The organism is Photobacterium sp. Ph5, from assembly GCF_022129445.1.
Taxonomy (GTDB): Bacteria; Pseudomonadota; Gammaproteobacteria; order Enterobacterales; family Vibrionaceae; genus Photobacterium.
In genome coordinates, this window is the sequence record NZ_JADQAQ010000063.1 from 1 (window position 1) to 21,378 (window position 21,378).

The following is a 21,378-nucleotide window of genomic DNA, read 5'->3' on the forward strand; positions in this document are numbered from 1 at the left end:
CACCACCGATGCCAGAGAAATTATTAACCTTGGCTGAGTCTCGATGGTAATCAGGTATTTTTATGCTTTAGGAAAGGATTTCATTTCTGAGCATGACCTTATCGTATTTCAAAATGATGTTAGTTCATCTTTTAATGTATAAAAACTAAATGAGATAACGGAATGTTGAGCTTCTAGTACTAGTAAATGATTGAACCAACATCAAATCGTCAAATGTAATATGCCGAGTGTCTATAGTGAAGTATTTTAGCTATCACAATACCTCTACTAAACTTACCGAAATTATGCTTACTTGCCTTTCTCACGCTAACATTTAACAAAAAAATAACAATCATTGATAATCAACAACGCTTTTAGCCAAGGAATGCAGATGAACAAAAGAATTAAATATCTTCCCTTCTTATTACCCCTATTTAGCTTTAATGCGCAGGCAAACTCAATCGAGTGGGTTAATGGTAAAACCAAGGTCGTTAATGGCGATATCGTTATATACAATGAACAATGTTATATCGCGCAAAATAATCCAGGCTCATGGGAAACACCTTCACCATCGTCTAATTGGTTTTGGCAACCGACCGAATGCGATGGTACGCCTCTTCCAACATGTAATGATAACCAAGAGTTAATCGATGGTATTTGTATCGATATTGTTAAGCCTGTGGTTTGCCCAAGTGGTCAAGTATTGGTTGATAATATCTGTGTCGATGAAACAGCGCCTCCTATATCTGATATCACGTTATGGATTGCTGGAGAAACAAAAGTTAATAATGGCGATATTGTTAGTTATCAGTTTCAATGCTTTGAAGCTAAAAATAGTCCAGGTGTATGGGAAACACCTAAGCCATCATCATGGTTTTGGAATGAAACGAATTGTTCAGATACGCCCCTAGAACCTATTGAGTGTCCTGACGGTTCAACCTCACCAACGATTGAAGAATGTCCTACTGAACCACCAAAAGAGGTTACTTGCCCTGACGGCACTATCGCCGAAAACTACGATAATTGCCCTCCGACACAAGCTATTTATGTTAGTCCTGATGGCAACGATAATAATAACGGAACATTCATTCTACCTTATAAAACTTTAAAGAAAGCTTTATCTCAAGCTAAAGCTGGAAGCATTATTGAACTGGCAGAAGGTCGCTATAAAACAGCCGACGTTATTGATAAAGCGCATGGTGTCAGCGAAGCACCCATCGTGATCAGAGGTAACAATAGTATCTTTGATGGTACCATAGATATCACAACACCCTGGCAGCGACACGACGGTAATATTTACAAAACGCAAATCAGTCAAGATATTTGGCAACTGTTTATTGACGATAACATGGTGATGTCAGCGCGCTGGCCTAATGCCCAATTAAACGATGGTTCACTGTGGGATATGAAGTCTACATGGCGTCATCAAGCGCCTGAAAGTCGTTTCGGCGAAATGGTTGATGAACGCCCGTATGAAAAGATCACCGTTAAAAACAGCGGTAATGAATACCAACTTCTTCCTACTGGTGTAAACACACAATCATTAGCCGATTCAGGTATTGATGCAACAGGTGCCATTGCCATCATGAACATTGGCTCTTGGTTGAACTGGGCACAAACAATTGATAGTCATACGGTTGGTAGTGATCGCTTTACTTATAGTACTGATTTTTCTCAATCAGGCACTGCGATGAAAAAAGCCGCTACCAATATGCTTTCTAAAGGCAACTTTTGGGCAAATAAAAATGCCAAATATGAAGAAGGCCACTACTATCTTGAAGGTAAACTCGAGCTATTAGATAGCCCTAATGAGTGGTTTTTTGATGATCAGACGCGAACCGTTTACTTATGGGCTCCAAATAATGCCGACCCTAACCAACTTCATGTTCGAGGTAAGCAGCAAACCTATGGCTTAACCATTCGAAATTCTAGCCACCTTATTTTCGATAATATCGACTTTTTTGCGACAGCATTTACGGTGATAAGCTCACAGTCTATTACCTTTAATGATCTTGATGCGCAATATTACGCGTATTCAAAGCGCATGTTAGGTGACTTAACTCGCCCTCAAACCATTAAGTTTATTAATAACAATAAAGCCATCACAGAAACACATAACAAGATCACCAATAGTTACCTTGCTTACACCGATGGACCTGCGTTTGAGATGATCAAAGAAAACAGTAATGTGGTAGATAATAACTTGATCCATGATATTGATTATTCAAATCTTGGAACTGGTGGTGAAGGCTCTATTAATATGGCCTCACAAAGCCAGAATATCACTTTTAGCAATAACACTTTCCATACCGCAGGTAATTCCGAAGGTGTACGCGTTGGTGCTCGCTCTAAAGTAATTGGTAACCATGTTTACAACACCAGCCTATTACAACACGATGGAGCAGCAATCAATGTAGGGATTGATGAACAAGCAGGCACAGAAATCGCTTATAACTGGGTACACGACACACCTAAAGCAGGTATCCGTTTTGATGGTGTAGAAGGTGCAGCTAAAACAGGTAAAGATGGCTTAGTTCATCACAACGTTGTATGGAATAGCGCCTTCAATATCATCAAAGGTGATACTCAAGGTACTTTCAATAACCTGATGTTTAATAACATCATCACTGATTTAATCATTTTCAATAAAGCGTTAGCCGGTGGATTGAATTACAGCTCTGAAACGCTAAACAACTTGGTCGGAACACTACAAGGGCGCAAATCGGGTACTAGCGAACAATTAGCTGTACCGGGAGTGGTAACGAATAATATAACAGGCAATACACCTGAGATATTAAGTCACTTAAAGGGCGCTTATTGGGGAGACTTTAGACCGAAAGATAACGCAGTGATCATTGATATGGGAACAAGCAATAGTAGTTTGCTGACAATTGATCATCTTGGCTCTTCCCCTGATATTGGCGCTTATGAATATGGAGATCCTAACACTTGGATTCCAGGTCATACCCATTCAATCGCCTCTAATCCAGTCCCTTTTAATAAGGCAACCAATGTTGATTTGAATATTGAATTAATGTTCTCACAGGATCTCAAACGATTTAATTATAATGTTTACTTAGGAAAAAATATCGACGTCTTATTACCCATCGATAAAATAGATAATAAGTATGACTTGAATAATCTCTCGCCAAATACTCAATATTATTGGCGTGTTGATGTAATAGATAATAATGAAATAACAACTGGAGATATTTGGTCATTTAGTACCAAGCAATAACGAAAAAAGCCTCAATCTTTCGATTGAGGCTTTTTTACAAATGGTGCCCAAGGACGGACTTGAACCGTCACTCCCGAAGGAAACGGATTTTGAATTCCTTGAGTCACCTTTGCAGCAGTTATCAAGTGTTGGATCTTGTTAGATAGTAGTGCTGATTGTCTTGGGTTTTGTTGGATTGAGTTTGCTATTAATGAGTCTAGAAATTGTTATGCATACTCACAAATACTAACTATCGTTATACTCCAGATACAGTTTGTTCATAAGTTAAGCTGTAATCTGTTTCCTCAATGAATTGTTCTTCAAGTAAATCGTGGTTAATTTTGCTCTTTGCAAGCAACATAATAATTGCAGGTATTGTTTTCCTATAAGCAGTCCCATCAACTAAAGCAACTGTTGTTGGAATCGCTAAAACAGAACTCACAGCTGTAGCGCCTAACCATGAAACAGCACCGCCAAATGCTCCCATACCACCGATACCAAACATGACAATTTTCAGTCCCCCCATAAACCCGACAGTTTGAAGCAAAATAACCCACCCTATCTGGGTCAGCATAGAAACACCGATAGTTCCCATTACACCAGATGCTGCAACCTTCGTTAATCCACCGACAACACCATTTTGAAATAAATTCTCAACAGCTTGTTGTTTAATGTACTCTTTAAAGCCACCATTAAGATTAACTTTCTCGATACTCTCACCACTTAATACACCATTCAAGCCAGTCACAAACTCTACCTTCTTCTTATCGGATAGCTTAAACCACCACTGACGGGCTTTTTCTTCAAACAATTTAACTATTACAGCTTCAATTTCTTCCTCTGTATGTTGGTCATTCAACTTATATGGTGTCCAGCTTAAGAACGTTGAACCTTCAGTCAATTTATCAGCAACATCAATTAGCATCTTCTTATAAGGGAAAGTGTGTGTCCCCCTAAATACATTAAGAGTTGTAGAACCAGCAGCACTACGCAACTCTTTACTACAAAGCATGACTAGCTGATCTTTATTAAGAGATGCGACTTTTTCTGCTGAGAATTTTAATGAACTAACTGCAATAGATCTTAAGTCTGATTCATCAAGTTCTAACAAACGAGTGAAAAGTAAGTCCTTTCTACTCGACAACATCTTATTATGTTTAATTTTTATCGATTGAATCGGATTTTTTATTTTTACTTTCATAAGCTTTTACTATATTTTCCACTAATTGATAAGCAAGGCTTAATTTAATTCTACCTGATTCAACACCCTGTATAAGTTTTTGAGCTTTATTTGGTTCGATAATATCAGCTTTAATCGGATTTTTTAAAAAGATATGGAAAGCATTAATATCATCATCAGATATCTTTTTCTCTTCTTCTAATCTCTCAACTTCTTTTATTTGTGAATGAATCTGAGTTTTTATTTCATTTAGTTTCCCTTCAGTATAAGAGCCCGAAGAAATCATTTTTGAAAACCCATATACAGCTGCAGCTCCTACAGCTGCACCTCCAACAACCCACCCAATAGGCGTTGCAGATACAATACTTATACCAAGCCATGAAGCTGCTGTTGTTACACCGGTGATACTTGTTACACCAGTAACGGCAGCAACGGAACCAGCTGCTGCTGCCCCCAAAGATGAACCGATACCAATTACACCTATCTTTCCTAGCAACTTTTCTTTTGAATCGGGATTTTTCTCCAATTTATCAAGTGCCTTAAGAAGCTGTGCTTTGGTAACCTTGCTCATTAAATTAAGCCTTAATAAGAAGTGAAAATGTATTTGTGACTGCTTTCATGAACATTGACGCAATAGTGACTGCATCCTTAAATAATTCGTTGAAATTATTAAATTCCAATGTGTTTTCACCATTTTCTTTTCTATCTAATCGTCGACCATATAAAGCCATAACAATCATAATGATTGGAGTAGTAATTGGTGATAGGATTTGTCCCAACACAGGTACAGAAGAAACAATAGCAGATAAAACAGCACCAATAGCAACACAAGTTGCTAAATTGGTATTTTCCCTTATAAACTCAATCATTCTTATCAGAATAATTTTCCCAACAGAAGCTTCTTTATTATTAATTTCTTTTTTTACATCTACTAATGAATGAAGTTTAGCTATAATTTCTGGAGGTAACCCATATTCATTTAATTGCGCAAATATTTCGCTGTTAGAATATGAATCCGCATCTGCTTCAAAAACTACCCAATCTAATTCTGCTTCAGCCGTATTCATATAAACCTATTCCTCTATATATTTAACACTTGAAAAACTCAGAATAGAGTTACTTTTTAAAAACGTTTAAATAACTATAATTTTATAATTGATTAGTATTTACTATTCCAATTCTTTTAATAATATCTATTGCTTCCGAATGTTTTTTTTCAAAATCCACATTTACTTTTCCCTGTATAAATAAAGCTCTTTGTTCAGAATTAACACCAAATAGATCTAATTTATCTAGCATATAAACTACGATTAAAGAGCTTACTCCAGCAAGCATTCCCGTAAGTACTGTATATATAACATCTGAAAAAGGTATTACCGCTAAAAAAGAACCGATATTAGCACAAAGCATTTCACCAAGTAATATAACCCCACTAGTAACAACACCTGTAGCTAAAACTTTACTAGCTTCATGAGCTGCTTGCTTGAGTGTTATTCCCTCTGGTGGAAATAATAATGTTTTTAGAGCTTTCATTAAAGACATGAAACCCTCTCGAATTAAGCGTACGATTTCTTTACCAGTTCTAAGTACAAGATTAATTAACGCAGTTACAACACCAGCAATTAGACCAGATAAAAATCCCTGCCCAAAAGCCTCTAAAACATTTGCCCACTTACCTGATACCCTAGTGGAAACTTGTTTAAAACGAATTTTCAGGGATTCAAGCCATGAGTCACTATCTTTCGGATTAAATCCATTGGTCAAACAGTCTTTGATTTCATCAAATAGTGCTGAGATCAGTTCAGATAGACAAACGCCTAAAGCTTGCTGTAAACCTTGTGATTGCCCTGTTTTAACACCATCTTCCAAGCCCCTTTTTGCGACCCATGCTGTTTTATCAATAGTATCTCTTGGTATATATTTACCAATAGCTTTCTCACCACGCTCATGGGCAGGCTTCGTTCTACGACCATCTAAGTATTGATTACTTGAATTCTCTATAAACTCTTGTTGAGTCTTTTCACCCTTAGAACGGTTTATACTTTGATGAGTAAACATTAGATTATCAGTATCTGTTCCGAAAGCTGCTTTTTCGGTATCAGATAACATATACCCACCCTCATCATGTGCACTTTTTAATGGTTTTATATGATCATAATCCATGACTCTTGCATCATGATAAATACCTGTGTTTGCATCTTTAATTTGACCATTTCCGTTAGTGGCTAATTTTTTATTATAATCTCGAACTGAATCAAAAGACTTATTGGTCCCACCTACGCTTTCACCTGAACACTTATAATCTTTAGGGTTATAAGCAAATTTTCTATCATTTCCGGCAATATCCGCTCTACTTAGATGAAAAGGCCTGAGCAGTTGATCAATCAACACTTCGCGAGTCGATTCAAATAGTGCATCATATTTTTGAACAGATAACTGACTTTCTATTGCATTTAGGTAAGACTGAACCTCTGAATGATTAACATCGAGATCATACTGATTATTAAAAAACGAATCAGATTGCACTCTTTGAGATTCAACAAGCTTAGTATCAACTTCTGAATCTAAAAACTCAGCCAACTCACCATGACTTCTCGCAAGCCTTATTTCTGGTTTTGAATGCAAATCATTTAATAATAACTTCCGTTTTTTAAATCGTTCAACTCTAGACATAAATATCTCTTTTTATTTCAGTTAAGCGGCTGCTTTTACTTTCCATGCTTCAAGAAATAATTGTTCTTTCTCTGAAATATGACCATCCGCCGCCATCGTCAATTCAATGACATCCTGAAAGTCTTTCTTATCCTGAGAAGATTTCATAAAAGGTTTAGCTAATGCAAAAGCTGTATTAAAAGATACCTTGCTCATAGTAATTGCTTCGATACGTTTTTTAACAGATACAGGCAGTTTTGAACTTGCTATACCTGCTACATACTCTCGAATTTCAATTTGTTCGACTTTAGAAATAAGACCATCACAAGCAGCACATGCCATACCAACAGATGTTAAAGCAACAATATAATCTTCATATTCTTTATGACTTGAAAAATGACGTTCTTGTTGTTCTAAAGCAACTTTAAGCTTTTCGACCTCAATAGCGTTTTCTGCACGGCCTTCATTTCTTCCCTTATTACGAGCTCGCTCTTCAGTATTATCGGTTAGCGCACTGCCAGCTAAACCTGCAGCAGCTCCAACTGCAACACCAGCAGCAGTAGTTGTTCCTGCAGCACCAATTACAGCCGCAATAGAGCCCCCCCCCGTAAGAGGAGCAGCGACAACAGCCCCAACTCCAGCAGCAATCCACCCCGCAGTTCTCCAAAATGACATAATTACCTCAATAAATATCAATAATCAAAATACTATAATAGTCACCAACATGAATATCATTGCGTTAAGTCATATCTTAAACATAACTAATTTAAACGATAGTATTTGACTGTTTTTTGAAATCTAAAGGGCGTTAATAACAAATAAAATCAGAAAAACACTTACTTTAAATTAATAAAATAGACATGAAATTTCTTTTTATAGGCCAAATATAAAAATAATATATCGAAGCAATATTATTGGAAAGTTTGAAGTAATTTTTCTAACAAAAAATTAATTAATAATAACCACCACAACAGGGCGTAGCTGCGCGGCCCTGTTGTGGTGGTTATTATATATTTAATATAAATATATATTTTTTCACCCCATACAGAACGACTTAACCTACCCAAGAATCGCCACCGAATCCTACTTCAAAAAATTTCACGAAGTAGCATCCAGAGATAAAAATATATGAGCAGAAATTGCAAACAAATACTGCGACGATTACTACTATTTAAACCTTTCGCACAATAACATTCAGCCACTTTTCATCTCGATCTGGTCGAGCATCTAATGTTAACCAAACGCTTTCTTCCATCAATGTTGGAAACTGGCTTAGTAATGCACGTATAGATTCTTCATTCATATCAGTAAATGTTCGTCCATCTTTTACTCTCTCTTCATTTCCATACTTGAAAGAGAAGTACCATACGCCACCAGCCTTCAATGCTTTTTCTAATCGACTAAAAACTATTAATAGTTGCTCTTGTGGAACATGTAACAGTGATGCACAAGCCCAAATAGCATCATATGAGTTAGATACATCAATATCCTGAAATGTTTGTTGCTTAACGTTAATGCCAGTATAGGCAGTTGCATGTCGTACCATTTCTTCTGAAGCATCAATAGCTTCAACATCAAACCCCATTGATAAGAAAGCTCTAGTATCACGACCTGACCCACACCCAGCATCAAGAATTAGCGCATTATCTGGCAATAATTTTACGAATGGTGAATACAATGATTCCATATCAACGTTCACTGTACCGTCAACAAAACTTTGAGCATTGTCGTTATAATATTGAATAGTCATTAAAAAGTAATAATCCCACGTATTTCAGGCTGCCATTCATGGATCAGCTTTTGTTTAGCCATAGTGTACTGCGACTGCAAAAATGTCGCACGTTGTTGCTCGTTATTTCCTGTTTGTTGGATTAACGTTTCACGTAACGGTAGATGACTATTGATAAAGTATTCATTTCTCTTATGTAGGCGACGAAGTAAATCAACACTAGGTACTTTAGCGAACTTACCCTCTTTACCTCGATTACAACACTGACAGGCTAATACAAGATTCCAAACACCATTTACATTTGTCACATGATCATTAGCACCCCATGGAAGAAAGTGATCAACGTCAGCCAGATTATTAGCGCCTGAATCAACACTAATATCATCGTAACAATAGAAGCAACGTCCCTTTTGATAACCATTTAAGCTATCTCTACAACTGGTTATATCAACTCGTCGTTCTCTTTCAGAAGTGAATAGCGTCTTTAATTTAGGGTCGTATTCAACAGCTATAAGATTACGTGATATTCCCATCCGCCATCCCTGCTCAACTAACTTCCAACGAGCTTCAGTTTCATGCTTAAAACTTGAAAATTGGTTACTTTCTGTCAGCTTATAAAAGTTGTCAGTTAAACGAATTCCTTTAACTGTACCTTTTCGTTCATCAAGAAAGAATCGATTATCAATTTCACCACCATTCACGTTATGAAAGGCATCGATGACATTATTAAAACCAAGCTTTACCGTCGTACCAATGAGGACGTCATCATCAAGACGACCTTCATTATGTGCAACACAAGCTTCAATGAATTTACTCGATTTAGACGTAATCTGTTTAGGCGATTGCTTTAAATGCTCACAAAGATGCTGACTAAAAGGAATAGCAAGCTGATCTAAGGTAATTAAATCATCCGGTCTAGCGTGCAAATCAATAAGTGATTGCGCTAATGCAAACTTATATGAAGCCACGTTTTTACCGAACAAAATAATAGATCGCCAATAATTCTCATTAGTTGGATCTACTTGATAAAATTCCATGTAATACCTAAAGCTGTAACTATTAACGCTATGATGTGGTTATTTAAACCGCATACATCAAGCACAAAAGTATTTTTTAAAAGTGCGTATAAAATAACTTATCCAACGGCACACCATCAACCGACTCACTCAACATCACTATCGCAGCATCAAATTCATCAACAAATTTAATCTTTGGCAAACCATACTCCGCTGAAATATCAGCAAGCGATAAATTTTTAATCAACCCCTGTTTTTTAGCGTAACGAGCTTTGTCATTTAAGGCTGTTACCATTTTATCAATGCTTTTATCACCAACTAAGTCACGATTAGCCAGCAGTAAATGACGAGCAGATGGATACAATTTTCTGCCATAGAACATCGGCTTAGATTGCCCTTTTAATACTTCACGCCCTTTAACAATTGAATCTGCCTTAATGCGATTCATTAGGGTACTCTGAGGCAAACCTAGTGCTCTTGCTGCTGCTCTTATGCTAGGGTAAGTCTGATTGTCTATTACAATTTCTTTGCGATATTCTTTGTTTGGGCGAGGCTCAGCACCTACAGCCTGAGCTAAAGACCACCCAAACTTCGACATACGCTCGCATACAAGCTTAGAGTTAACGCCATAGTATCGAGCCGCTTCTGCCTTAGATGCGAATGTTTTTCCATCAACCGTTAATCGGTCATTCTGAGTCATTGCCATTTCCTTATCGTATACAACGCAAATAAAAAACAGGGATAGATCGGACAAGCCAATCTACCCCTGTATTTTTGTGCAATCAATACCTTAGTTAAAATAGTGATTTGATGAGTTTGTGATTAAGGTAACACTGATATTCCACTCGGTATGAATGAGAAATGACAAAGGGGCAACTAGCTTAGTCTGTCACCCCTTTGCACCCTATGTTTAATGCTGTCTATAGTCTATCAATAGCGCTTAAAGTTGATTAACTTGTTACGCTCAACAACTAAGTCCTGAAGGTGCTCTTCAGCTTCTTTATATGTTTTTGCGCCTTTAGTTTTCCCCATTCGTTTACCGCTAGTTAACGCTTGAGCTTCAGGCCAAGATTCAACGATGTTTGCAATATCAGCTGTTACAACAGCGTAAAAAATTGAATGTGATTTTTGAGTCATGATATTTACTTCCTAAAAATTTTAAATGGGGTTCAGTGTATTCATTACCCCTACCTCACTACGTCACACCAACATCAAACCCAATTAGGCTATGATGTCGGCGGCGTAGCATCATTACGAATTAGCTATCTAGCATCGGCTCAAGCAAACTAAGCTGCTCAGTCACAAATAAAGACTTAATGTCCATATTTGGGAATTTCTGAGCGAGGACTTTAAAGAGCTCTACCGTTAAGCGAGTAACAGGCACAGCACTTAAAATTACTTTCTGGCGTTTGGCATTGCGTATAGTTGCTGCCTTTACGCTATAGCCTATGCTATCGAAATACTTAGCTAACTCGTTGGCGTTCATACTACCGACGGAGCCCATAGATTCATGCTGGGTACAAAACCTTAGGAAAAGACGTAATAACAATTCGTCAGAACGCTCTTGAGGCTTTAGGCGGACGTTGGAGGATAAAATAGCTAATCCCATCGCTAATCGATCTTCAAAAGAAGACCAATCATTTAACGTTTTTAGGCAATTATTTAATCGCCAGCGGTCAAATCGAAGTCGAGTTGCAGTCATATCATTGACCGTTTGATGCGGTTTAGTTTGAAAGCTGATATGGGGGAGATCATTAGCCGTTCGTATGATTGGCTCAATAAGTTGACGTTTATGGTCAAACTCAAGATTTAAGCAGATTTCACGCTCTACGTTAAGCAAATCACTCTGTTGAAGAAACATCTCACGAGTAGACGTTAAATGGGAGCCATCCGTTAACTGTCCCGGCACTCGATGAAGGTAAAGATCAACCATGTAATCATTAGCGTTAATGCCCCTTGGGGTTTTAACACCTGCTTTAGCTGTAACAACTGGATACCCTTCATAAGGCATGGTTGTAAGCTGTCCACGCGTTTTTATTGCGACTATTTGCCTTGCCCTATGCTTCAACTCAAGAATGGCACCACCAGTCGGATCCATTCGATAAAAATGCTCTCTAAAACGATTGCAAATAGGCCCAGTCAACTCAATTTCAGCTATATCAGCATTGGTCAAGAAGCCGTCTGTCGTCACCGAAACCACCTGACTATGTTCAGGTATGCCATTTAGCATTTCACTCATGAGGGCACGAGCAAGCCCTGTCGTGTATGCAGCAAAGAAAGGATTGGTTAACGTTGATGCAGGCATTTGTTTCGAATACCCTACTTCGATGTCAAAAGCAGTTTTAGGTCTTAACCCTTGGGCCAGCTTCCCATAGCAGCTATTACCAATCTCTTTAATCAGGCGCTCTTCAAAACCGCCCTTTTTATGTTGAAGACGTGTTTGGCGCACCCAACGCATAAACGGTTCAAAAATACGGTCATCATTTTTCCACGGCACTATATAGCCAGCCTTAATGACCAATTCAGCGCCTTGGTTATAAGCTACTTCTAACTCATGACCAGTACAAAATGACTCACCTTCAAGTGGATAAACCAAGCCATAGCTATCAGTGCGCACAGGTAATGACGGGAAACGTGTATCATCGGGAAATTTAAATTCAACCCAAACCATAGCGCATTGATCACCAAAGAAATCTTTAATACAGGTTGACTGCTTAGCATGTAAATAATCAAGCTCACGCAAGCCCATTAAAATAGTGGTATAGCAGCTAGGTGCGTCATAATCATTCCACGTACCAACAGGCGTTATACCCGACATAAATGATTCATTACGACCACCGTGGTAACACTGGGTAGCAAAGCTTTCTAAGATCATTCGATCAGGTCGAGGCACATCCTTGGTAATAGTGAGTGGCTTTGATCGTCCTTCAGGCCAGATTTCTTTAGTTACTGGTTCAAAACCAAATAATGAGCGATAATTACCTTCCAGATCAACCGAATTAATAAATGCTTTAACAGCAATCCCGCCTATCGTATACGGAAGATTTTTCAACCCAATCATATTAATAAACGAAATCATTCGCTCCATATGCAACGCTGTTATTTCAGCATCACGAAGGGCGTATGCTTCAAATCCAACAGGATCTGCTGCAAGATACTCATCCATACGCTCAATATTATATGGCTCTGGGATCTCAAGCTTAGATAAACCAACCAATTCGCCAACATCTGCCAACGATTTACCGCTAGGCGAGAGCAACATCGTGTCATAGAAACGAATTTTTAGTTCATGTTTGTTACGTGATTCGTCATATAACGTAAAGGGATCTTTATCGATACGCTTAGACATTACATTTGCTAAATCAACGCCATAAGCATCGTTACCAAGCGTAGCGACTGTTTTCCGAACACCCTTGATATAAGACTGAAAGTTGTCAAAGGATTTACTAAAAGTAAATAAATCAGCTTTTAAGAAATGAGCACAAACAACTGCTTCAGTCGGCCAAGCCGTTAATATCTTTTCGTTAAGAGCCTTCTTGATGATCTGCGCAATACATTTATCAAAAACAAGACGCCCTGATTTGCGCGCTGACTTAGCGTATAAAATCAAACTGGTTGATTGTCCTTTGAATAGCAGAACAAATTGATAAGACAAAATATAATTCGTTTTTCCATCTTTAGAACGAGTGTACTCTGTATCAATACTGATAATTGGTTGCTCAAATATCGATATCTTAGCTGGCCGTTTTTTACATTTTGCTCCTACTTCTACTGGCTCTGCCGTTGTTGGTTGCCAATCATTAAGGCTCAACTCATGTTCCGCCTCTGCAATGTCATAACCTGTTGGCTCAACATACTCCGACATTAATTTAGGATCTATTTTCAAATTATTCATTTCACAACTCCTAGATACATTTGTGACGCTTATAACAGCGCCACATAGTTAAAGCTTATTGATTGAAATTACTTAAAATCAGCCCACTGGATAGCGGCAACAGGTTCACCTTCGGCCATGGCCAGCAAACGACTTGATAGCTCAGAAAGAAGACCATCGAGGTCATTAAAATCTGTAGATTTGAGCATGCAGAGCAACTTCCCATTAATACCTGTAATAAGAAGGTGTCCACTTTTAGGCGAAATGAATATTTCAGCAATTGCAGACGGGTCAACAAAGCTCCCGTTATCAAGTATGATTGAGTAACCTTTAACGGGTTTAACAACCTTCTTTAAGCGGTCAAATAAGGTCAACGAACCATCACCCTTCTCGAAGCAAATCGCGTTGCATCTAGAATCTAATGCGAGAGTAAAACCATCGTTATAGATGATACTGCTAGAAAGGCTGACGTTTTTAACGCCATTAGATGTAGAAACAAAAATAGGTTTTTGCATGATATGCACTCCAATATAAGAAAATAACAAGCCGTTATAAGTGCTTGCTTCACAGCACACTGCTGCTGGGTGCATCATCTAATTATTTGAAGTGATTAGGTATGAAGTACAAAACTAGCGATTTATCGGGAAAGAGATTTGCCAGATTGAAATTAGCGGTAAGCAAAAGGTGATAAGGGCATTGTGCTCCGCACAATGCCCTTATCACCCACTATCAAAATAATTTATTTAAACATACGGGTTTCACTTCCGCCCCTACTCCCAGATGAATATCGTCGTTTCTTATTTTTAGCAATAATTGCAGCTTTAATTTTAGCTGTGTCATTTTCAAATGAAGTTTTAGCTTCTTCAAGGGAATTGAAGCCTTTATGGGTAGCATCCGGGTATCGATCCACTAATGGTTTCACAGTTTCCCAATCATTAAATACGCCGACTTCAGCCCCAACGTAGACAACATAACACTTCTTCTTTTTAGCCATTACAAGCTACTCCTTTGAGAACAAATAACGAACTGTTAATCAGCTCACTTCACAGCGTTATTGCTGTAGGACGCATAATCTAATGAATGGGATTTTGAGTCTCGCGAGTACAAAAATAGGGATTTATCACCAAAGAGGTTTATTAGATTGAAATTAGTGGTAAGCAAAGGGGTATATGGCTATTTGGCTTCGCCAAATAGCCATATACCCTCAACCTTTTTTCTTTTATTTAATTATATATTCCACTTAGGGTTCATTTTTTGCTCATAGGCTGATTGCACTTGTTGTTGCTTCTTAGCCATTTCATCTTCCCACTTGATAACATCTGGCAACCGAAACCGTATTGGGCTATTTCGATTATTGCCAAGCTTAAAAAATGGTGGCACCGCTGATGGGTTGCGAGAACAAGCCGTTGTTATTGATTCAACACTGCGCTGTTGACGCTTAGCCAAATCTGCTTTTGTTAAAATAATATTTTCCATAATCATGCAGCCTCGTTAATAGAAGAAATAGTTGGTAGTGATAAATTGCCCAGAAAAGACAATGCTGTTTGCTGACTAGCAGCAGCTAATTTAGGTTGCTCGTGGAATGCGTAACGTTCGGTAGTTGTAACGCTTTGATGAAAGAGATTGGATTGAACAAGACGAGCATCACCAGTCAGTGCTAATTGACGACTCGCATACGTACGACGCAAATCATGAATGCGAAACGGTGTAGCACCGATAATCTGCGCTTGGATTAAAGCGCATAAACGTTCATGGCAATTACGAGGATAAGCAATATGATGACCATCATTAACTGCCGATGGAAACACCCAATCGTTCCACGACATTAGCAAACAACGTCGTAATATCTGACGAGCAGGTTCATTCAGCGCAACAGTATATGATCGACCATTTTTTGTTTGAGGAAGATGCAAAGTGCTAAGTGAAGCATCAAGCATAGAACGACGAATAGTAATGACATTACCAATACGTAACCCTAAAAATAAGCTCAGAAGTAACGCTCGTGATTGAGGTGTGTCCATGCTAATTGCTTCAGTAACATAAATGTCGATTTCAGCCTGTGTTAGTACCCGGTCACGGATATTATCTTCAGGCCACTTTTTTATGCCCTTACAAGGATTCTTGAGCAAAATATCAAGCGATACAGCAGCCGTAAAAATACGAGACAATAATGATAGATGGCGATTAACAGTTGCCCCTTTTACTTCCTTAGATAAACCAACAAGAAACTGCTCAATATCAAGCCGAGTAACATCACCTAATGGACGATGAGCAAATACCGGCATAACACGACGCCAACGTGTTTTAACGCTTTTAATATCACGATTACGACTTTCCATTTGCGGCAACACATAGTCGATGAAGAAATCACCAACCAACAAGTTTCCAGCCTTGTTATAGTGTCCTGTTTCAATATCAGAAATACGCTTACGTGCAATCTTGTCGAATGCTTGAATCGACATTGCAGGCCAATGACCAATCACTTCTTTAAAGCGTTGGCCCTTGAAAGTCTTTGATATACCCATTGATATGGTGGTAGCTGAAAATGTAACAAACTGATGCTTGTTACCTTCTCGCTTGTAAGTGACAGGCTTTTCACCTTTTATTACTTCGGGATGGTTAGAAAAAGTGCTCGATGTGAATTCGATGGTTTGCATGGTGGCAATATCCTTTAACTAAAAAGTAGTTAAAGGATATTGCGTTGAGAATAATTATCAGCAGAGTACAAAAAGTTCCAAAAAACCATTACGCAATATAAGTGCCTAATAAGACTTTGCTATCATCTGAAAAGCGTAACGATAATTTACATCCTCATGACTACTGCAACTTTGTTTAAATAAAGATAAATTGCGCTTTAATTTTTCTTTTACCGAAAGATCTGCAATATAGTAGTGGCCCTGCATAAATTTAAGGCATACATTCACTACATCAATATCATCACGCTGTTGAGTGCTAATATATTGACACATAGCTAAATAAAAATCTTCTAAGTACACCTTAGCATCATCCGATATACGTACACGCTTCTTTGATGCAGATGCCCTTTTCATTGACAGATCACGGTCATGCTTACGTTTCAAACACGCATAATACTCACCAGTAAATGGATCAATAACATCGCAAAATTCAGATATCGTACCCAACAAACTATCTAATTCTATCTTTAACAAATTGATATTCGACGTTAGTTCGTTTTCCGGTAATACAAATAAATGCAGTTTTTCTTCTGATATATTTTTCTGACTTAGCTGACGATTACACTCTGTACGAGAATACATAAGTTTAGAACACTGTTTAATTAGATTGTCAAATCTATCGATATGCTCATAGATATAAAGAGGTATAATCAACTCATGATATGATGACTCAATTGCTTGCTGAATAGAAAAACCAGACTCACCTTTATAAATAGGCTCTACTGTAGTAATTAAATCAATAGGATCTAGATCTGAAATCGTCAAAGATGCAAATAACAGCATAAGATCAGTATATTGTTCAACTTCATTTTCTAAAGATGGAAAATTATAATTTTCATATAATTCAGTTATATCAATATAAGCGCCATGACAATCAATAAGTTCATGACGAGCATTCTCAATAATTTCTGCGCATAATTGCGGGAAAAAACGTTGAACATTTTTATCTCTTTTAACATATCTAATATGCATAGGTTTTAAAGAATACTTGTGCTTAACGTTATTCAAAATAACATCAATACGCTTCTTTAAAAGTTTACATTTAGACTTGCTTTCTGCTAGTTCAATATCAGGTCTGGCCATCTTAAGTTTATCTCTACAGCTTAGAAAACTGTACTATGCAGTACTCATCTATATTCATGCAAATAAGTAAAAACATGTCGCTTGTGATTAATTATTCAATATTTTTGATTTTATTTTCACTTAAACCTAAGTGATAAAAGTTTTACGGGCCCGCGATTGCTGAAAAAAATATAGCTTAATTTTTAACCGGAGAAATATTCATTTAATAATGAAAATTGAGCATTAAAAATATATTCATTTGGTGATTTAGGTCACGCTTTATATGTTTTGTTATTGAGATTAATATTTATTCGAAAACTAATTGTAATGGTGAATTTGGTTTGTATATCCCCAATATCATTATGACGCACACACAAAAAACACATTAAATATCATAAATTTAATTACATTCATAATTACGAAAAAAGAAGATAGCAGCCAAAACCACTATCTTCTTTATCTTACTTATTACATAACTTAATCGTCATCACTCCCCAATACATAACCCAATGTGCCACCGACCAATGCTCCTGTCGCCATACCTACAGGGCCAAAGAAACGACCAATAGCAATACCAGTCACGGCTCCTTTAATAGCACCTTTACGTGATGGCCTAATTTCATAACGGGTTTCATCTTTATCTTTGCTCACAACAACCGAAGCTGTTAATAAGCTTCCTCGATTATTCATTGCTTTACCTCTTGTTACCCAACGGCTGGTGTATCCGTTGGGGTTGTGGTTAAAACGCAAAACGCCAGCACATCACACCTTGTAACTCATGGTGTAATGCACTGGCGCCTGCTATGGTAAAGAGCAACGTGTGCCCTCCTGTCCTCGTCCTGTCTTTCAGAACTTCATTGGTTTTCTGCTGTTACTTTGATTTCGTCAAACACCTCCATGTCTACATAAGCCAAGAAATTCATTTCCCATACTTGATAGAAGTCCATGACATCATCACAACTGATAGGCACTTGCTTCATAAACAGAAATGAAGCAATACCGTTATCAAAGTCAAAATCAACTTCCTTAGCAAGTTCAGGATATGGGTAGCCGACATAGCTAAAGTCCGTGATGAAACTGAAATGCCATTGACCATTTTCCTGCTCGATACGAATTTCAACAGGATGCCAGCCACCATTTTCAGCACTGTATCCAGTGTCACGAAAGTTAAAGGTTAATGCTGACGTTGCTGTGGTAGGTAAATCATGTTGGGTAGCGATGTGTTGTAATTTCTGCTGCAAATTGGCTGTTACAGGCAGCAGTAATCGCTCAACGTTAAATGTTAAGTGCATACATTTTCTCTTTAGTTTTTTGGGTGGAAGGTACTCAGCGAACGTGAGTGGTATGAATGGTGTTGATGTGATTACTTCAGATTAAGCAGTGTGGTTTTTCGCTCCTCATAATCAGCCGACAATTTATGGATGAATACACTCTTTTCAGATTGTGTAAGCAAGCCAATTTCATCACTTCGTAACACGGCAGCAAGGAAGGCTGCATTATTCGTGCTACCACCTTTAAAGACCGATTTTAAAATAGTGCTTTTAATGGGCTGATCTTTCATTGCATCAAGCACTTCAATAATGGCATTCACTGAAATCCATTCTTTAGAGTGCAAGCCGCCCCCCTCATTACCATTTAAACGAATGTGAAGTGACCCATCATCTTGAGTGGCAATCTGGTAGAACACATGGTTTTGCGTCTTTGGGCTTAACTTTAATGCTTTGCCATTTTCTACAATTAATGAGTAACCCAGTAGATGTTTATCAATGGCTGGGACTTCAGGTTTTACTTCCTTTGATACGGTTTCATCAATCTCAGCGTTATCTTGTGTGACTTCCATTTCTGGCGCATCAATTTCAACCACGTTATTTTCCTGTACTACATCATTTTTCTTCTTGGTAGGCATAACTGTTCTCCTTAATTATCGAGGTGAGTTTTCAATTCATTAACGATATGGGTTTGGTTTGATAGTGGCGCAAATACATAACAGCCACCGCCATCACTGGTGAAAATAGCGAGTGCAAGCAAGTGACTATGACTAATAGCATCAACGAACTCAGGGTAGTTCTTAACAAAACGCAGCATCGATTGTTCAGTTTCATCTTCCATGCTTAATGACTCATCGCTATCACTAGGCTCGATATAGTAGAGCGTGGTATTAATTTCATTCCATGTTGCTTGTGTTGCTTCAATATCAAAATCAAACGGCCCAGTAAGGTTGTGCATTAACGCTTGCTCAATGTCGGGCGTTAACCCTAATTGTGCAATATCTTGCAGGTTTTTTATAAGTTTCATATCAGATACTCCAGATACAAAAACGCCCCATGATCTAATGATCATGGGGCGTTTGATTGTATTTTTACTTGTTGTTATCTAGCGGATTGTAATCAGTTATTAAGTTAGACAAGCGTTGTGATGTTTCTCGTTGCTTACCTTCGCTCAGCTTGGCATACCGCAGCGTACTTTCAATACTTCGATGGTTTAACAACTTCTGTACTGAACTAATGTCCATCCCATTTGAAATCAGATTACTGGCAACGGAATGCCTAGCGGTATGAAAAACCACTTCATCAGGGTTATCAACATTGGCCCGTTGCTTAATGACTTCAAACGCATAGTAAGGACGATAAATGGGCTTCCCTATCTTTTGTCCGGGAAAGACATACGGATTATTAGTGACTTTCGGTATGTTGTTGAGTATATCGATCATCAATTCAGACAGGTAAACGATGTGATACGAACCATTTTTAGTTCTTGGTATCTTCATCACCTTATTGTCTAAATCAATATCAGCCCACTTACGCAGCCGCAATTCTGACTCACGACATCCCATCAAGAACAGCAGTGCGATAAACGAGCCACTACTTTTACAATGATAAGATAGTGCCGCATGAATGATTTGCTTGGTTTCTCGCACATCACAATAGCGAGTTCGAGCATTATCTTCTGGCAATAACGCCACCCGTTCAGCCACATTCGGTATATCAAGCAATTGCGAAGCTAACTTACCCATTGTTTTTAGCAACGCAATAACACGGTTACACGTTGCCGGAGCATAGGCATCCCGATGTTTTGTTGCCGTATTCATGGATAACTGAATTTGCATGACATGGTTAGCTGTTAGTTCGTCATAACGCAGGAACGAAATAGCATTGCAATGATAACTAAAACGCTGCACATCATCTTTCCATGTTCGCTTACGTTTCTGCGCCAACGGCAAGTAAGTATTGTTAAAGAAGTCACCAATCGTCGGCATCTTCTGGGATAACGCCCTTGCCTTCTTGGGATCACTTCCTTGAGCCACTTCAGCTTTATATTGCCTAGCAATCTTACGAGCAGTCGATAAATCAACGTCTGGAAAGCGACCTATAGCAATGCTGGTTTTCTTGCCATTGATTTGATAACGCAATAAGAATCGCTTACTGCCTGTCTTACCCGATAGGCATTTCAAGCCTGTTACATCCGTATCGGAAAATTCAAGCTCTGTTGACGGTGAATCTATTGGGTTACAAGGTAACGACTTAAGGTTAGTAGTGGTAAATTTAAACTTCTTTTTCATGCTAACTCCAATTTCGGTAGCAAAATCAAAGAAGTAATATGGGTTTGAAAATGGTTTTATTGCGGTTAGATAAATTCAAAGTACAGCAGAACCGTCAACCATATCACCACAAAGTCCCCCTTACAGTACCAGATATGGACATTTAAACGTCTTAACAAGTTTTAGATTATGTTGAAATTTGCAGGACAGTAATCGGCTATGAATTTTCAACACGACCGGATATGAGCAGGAACGGAAGTTTTACGAAGTGGTTTTAACGGAATGGGACAGGACGTTGACCAGAAAAAGACAGGGCTAAGTTTTTGATTAGACTAGAAACAACAAAGCCCCAGCGTGAGCTGAGGCTTTATCGTTTGTGCTGGTGCCCGAGGACGGACTTGAACCGTCACTCCCGAAGGAAACGGATTTTGAATC

General features: G+C 38.2%; 21 protein-coding genes. 1 reads left to right on the forward strand and 20 read right to left on the reverse strand.

All coding sequences use genetic code 11. The annotated features are described in order from the left end of the window. Nucleotides 1–370 precede the first annotated feature (370 nt). A complete protein-coding gene (locus tag I3259_RS17880; protein WP_238031073.1) occupies nt 371–3,217 on the forward strand; it encodes a right-handed parallel beta-helix repeat-containing protein in 2,847 nt (948 codons plus the stop codon). Nucleotides 3,218–3,452: 235 nt separating this feature from the next. On the opposite strand, the gene I3259_RS17885 is transcribed toward I3259_RS17880, so the two are convergent. The 20 genes from I3259_RS17885 to I3259_RS17980 all read right to left on the reverse strand — a co-directional run bounded on the left by I3259_RS17885 (nt 3,453) and on the right by I3259_RS17980 (nt 20,964). Further along, nucleotides 3,453–4,397, reverse strand: a complete 945-nt coding sequence (locus I3259_RS17885; protein WP_238031074.1) for a hypothetical protein — start codon at nt 4,395–4,397, stop codon at nt 3,453–3,455. Then, nucleotides 4,354–4,947 carry a hypothetical protein gene (locus I3259_RS17890; protein ID WP_238031075.1) on the reverse strand — a complete coding sequence of 198 codons (594 nt, stop codon included), beginning with the start codon at nt 4,945–4,947 and terminating at the stop codon, nt 4,354–4,356. Before I3259_RS17890 ends, I3259_RS17885 begins: the two co-directional genes overlap by 44 nt. 4 nt (nt 4,948–4,951) lie before the next feature. Next, complete coding sequence (locus tag I3259_RS17895; protein WP_238031076.1) at nt 4,952–5,443, reverse strand: hypothetical protein; 492 nt, start codon at nt 5,441–5,443, stop codon at nt 4,952–4,954. Nucleotides 5,444–5,525: 82 nt separating this feature from the next. Then, entirely contained in the window at nt 5,526–7,049 is a 1,524-nt protein-coding gene (locus I3259_RS17900) for a hypothetical protein (RefSeq protein WP_238031077.1), read from the reverse strand. Between the two features lie 21 nt (nt 7,050–7,070). Beyond that, the gene (locus I3259_RS17905) at nt 7,071–7,703 is read right to left on the reverse strand and encodes a hypothetical protein (protein WP_238031078.1); all 633 of its coding nucleotides are present in this window, start codon (nt 7,701–7,703) and stop codon (nt 7,071–7,073) included. A 496-nt stretch (nt 7,704–8,199) separates the two neighbouring features. Next, complete coding sequence (locus tag I3259_RS17910; RefSeq protein ID WP_238031079.1) at nt 8,200–8,778, reverse strand: class I SAM-dependent methyltransferase; 579 nt, start codon at nt 8,776–8,778, stop codon at nt 8,200–8,202. Next, nucleotides 8,778–9,794 (reverse strand): HNH endonuclease domain-containing protein, encoded by a 1,017-nt coding sequence (locus I3259_RS17915; RefSeq protein WP_238031080.1) that lies wholly within the window; start codon nt 9,792–9,794, stop codon nt 8,778–8,780. Before I3259_RS17915 ends, I3259_RS17910 begins: the two co-directional genes overlap by 1 nt. Before the next feature lie 76 nt (nt 9,795–9,870). Next, entirely contained in the window at nt 9,871–10,473 is a 603-nt protein-coding gene (locus tag I3259_RS17920; protein WP_238031081.1) for an NUMOD1 domain-containing DNA-binding protein, read from the reverse strand. Nucleotides 10,474–10,703: 230 nt separating this feature from the next. Continuing rightward, the gene (locus I3259_RS17925) at nt 10,704–10,910 is read right to left on the reverse strand and encodes a viroplasmin family protein (protein ID WP_238031082.1); all 207 of its coding nucleotides are present in this window, start codon (nt 10,908–10,910) and stop codon (nt 10,704–10,706) included. A 121-nt stretch (nt 10,911–11,031) separates the two neighbouring features. Then, a complete protein-coding gene (locus I3259_RS17930; protein WP_238031083.1) occupies nt 11,032–13,668 on the reverse strand; it encodes a hypothetical protein in 2,637 nt (878 codons plus the stop codon). Nucleotides 13,669–13,736: 68 nt separating this feature from the next. Continuing rightward, a complete protein-coding gene (locus tag I3259_RS17935) occupies nt 13,737–14,162 on the reverse strand; it encodes a hypothetical protein (protein ID WP_238031084.1) in 426 nt (141 codons plus the stop codon). Nucleotides 14,163–14,386: 224 nt separating this feature from the next. Next, a complete protein-coding gene (locus I3259_RS17940; RefSeq protein WP_238031085.1) occupies nt 14,387–14,641 on the reverse strand; it encodes an RNase H1/viroplasmin domain-containing protein in 255 nt (84 codons plus the stop codon). Between the two features lie 233 nt (nt 14,642–14,874). Next, a complete protein-coding gene (locus tag I3259_RS17945; protein ID WP_238031086.1) occupies nt 14,875–15,123 on the reverse strand; it encodes a hypothetical protein in 249 nt (82 codons plus the stop codon). 2 nt (nt 15,124–15,125) lie between these two features. After that, nucleotides 15,126–16,304 carry a tyrosine-type recombinase/integrase gene (locus tag I3259_RS17950; protein ID WP_238031087.1) on the reverse strand — a complete coding sequence of 393 codons (1,179 nt, stop codon included), beginning with the start codon at nt 16,302–16,304 and terminating at the stop codon, nt 15,126–15,128. 105 nt (nt 16,305–16,409) lie between these two features. Continuing rightward, nucleotides 16,410–17,426 carry a hypothetical protein gene (locus tag I3259_RS17955; RefSeq protein ID WP_238031088.1) on the reverse strand — a complete coding sequence of 339 codons (1,017 nt, stop codon included), beginning with the start codon at nt 17,424–17,426 and terminating at the stop codon, nt 16,410–16,412. 456 nt (nt 17,427–17,882) lie between these two features. Then, nucleotides 17,883–18,095 carry a glycine zipper domain-containing protein gene (locus I3259_RS17960; protein WP_238031089.1) on the reverse strand — a complete coding sequence of 71 codons (213 nt, stop codon included), beginning with the start codon at nt 18,093–18,095 and terminating at the stop codon, nt 17,883–17,885. Nucleotides 18,096–18,259: 164 nt separating this feature from the next. Further along, complete coding sequence (locus I3259_RS17965) at nt 18,260–18,697, reverse strand: DUF2787 domain-containing protein (protein WP_238031090.1); 438 nt, start codon at nt 18,695–18,697, stop codon at nt 18,260–18,262. 71 nt (nt 18,698–18,768) lie between these two features. Then, nucleotides 18,769–19,311 carry a hypothetical protein gene (locus I3259_RS17970; protein WP_238031091.1) on the reverse strand — a complete coding sequence of 181 codons (543 nt, stop codon included), beginning with the start codon at nt 19,309–19,311 and terminating at the stop codon, nt 18,769–18,771. 11 nt (nt 19,312–19,322) lie between these two features. Continuing rightward, nucleotides 19,323–19,700, reverse strand: coding sequence for a hypothetical protein (locus I3259_RS17975; RefSeq protein ID WP_238031092.1), 378 nt, complete (start codon nt 19,698–19,700; stop codon nt 19,323–19,325). A gap of 64 nt (nt 19,701–19,764) precedes the next feature. Further along, nucleotides 19,765–20,964 carry a site-specific integrase gene (locus I3259_RS17980; RefSeq protein WP_238031093.1) on the reverse strand — a complete coding sequence of 400 codons (1,200 nt, stop codon included), beginning with the start codon at nt 20,962–20,964 and terminating at the stop codon, nt 19,765–19,767. Between the last annotated feature and the right edge of the window lie 414 nt (nt 20,965–21,378).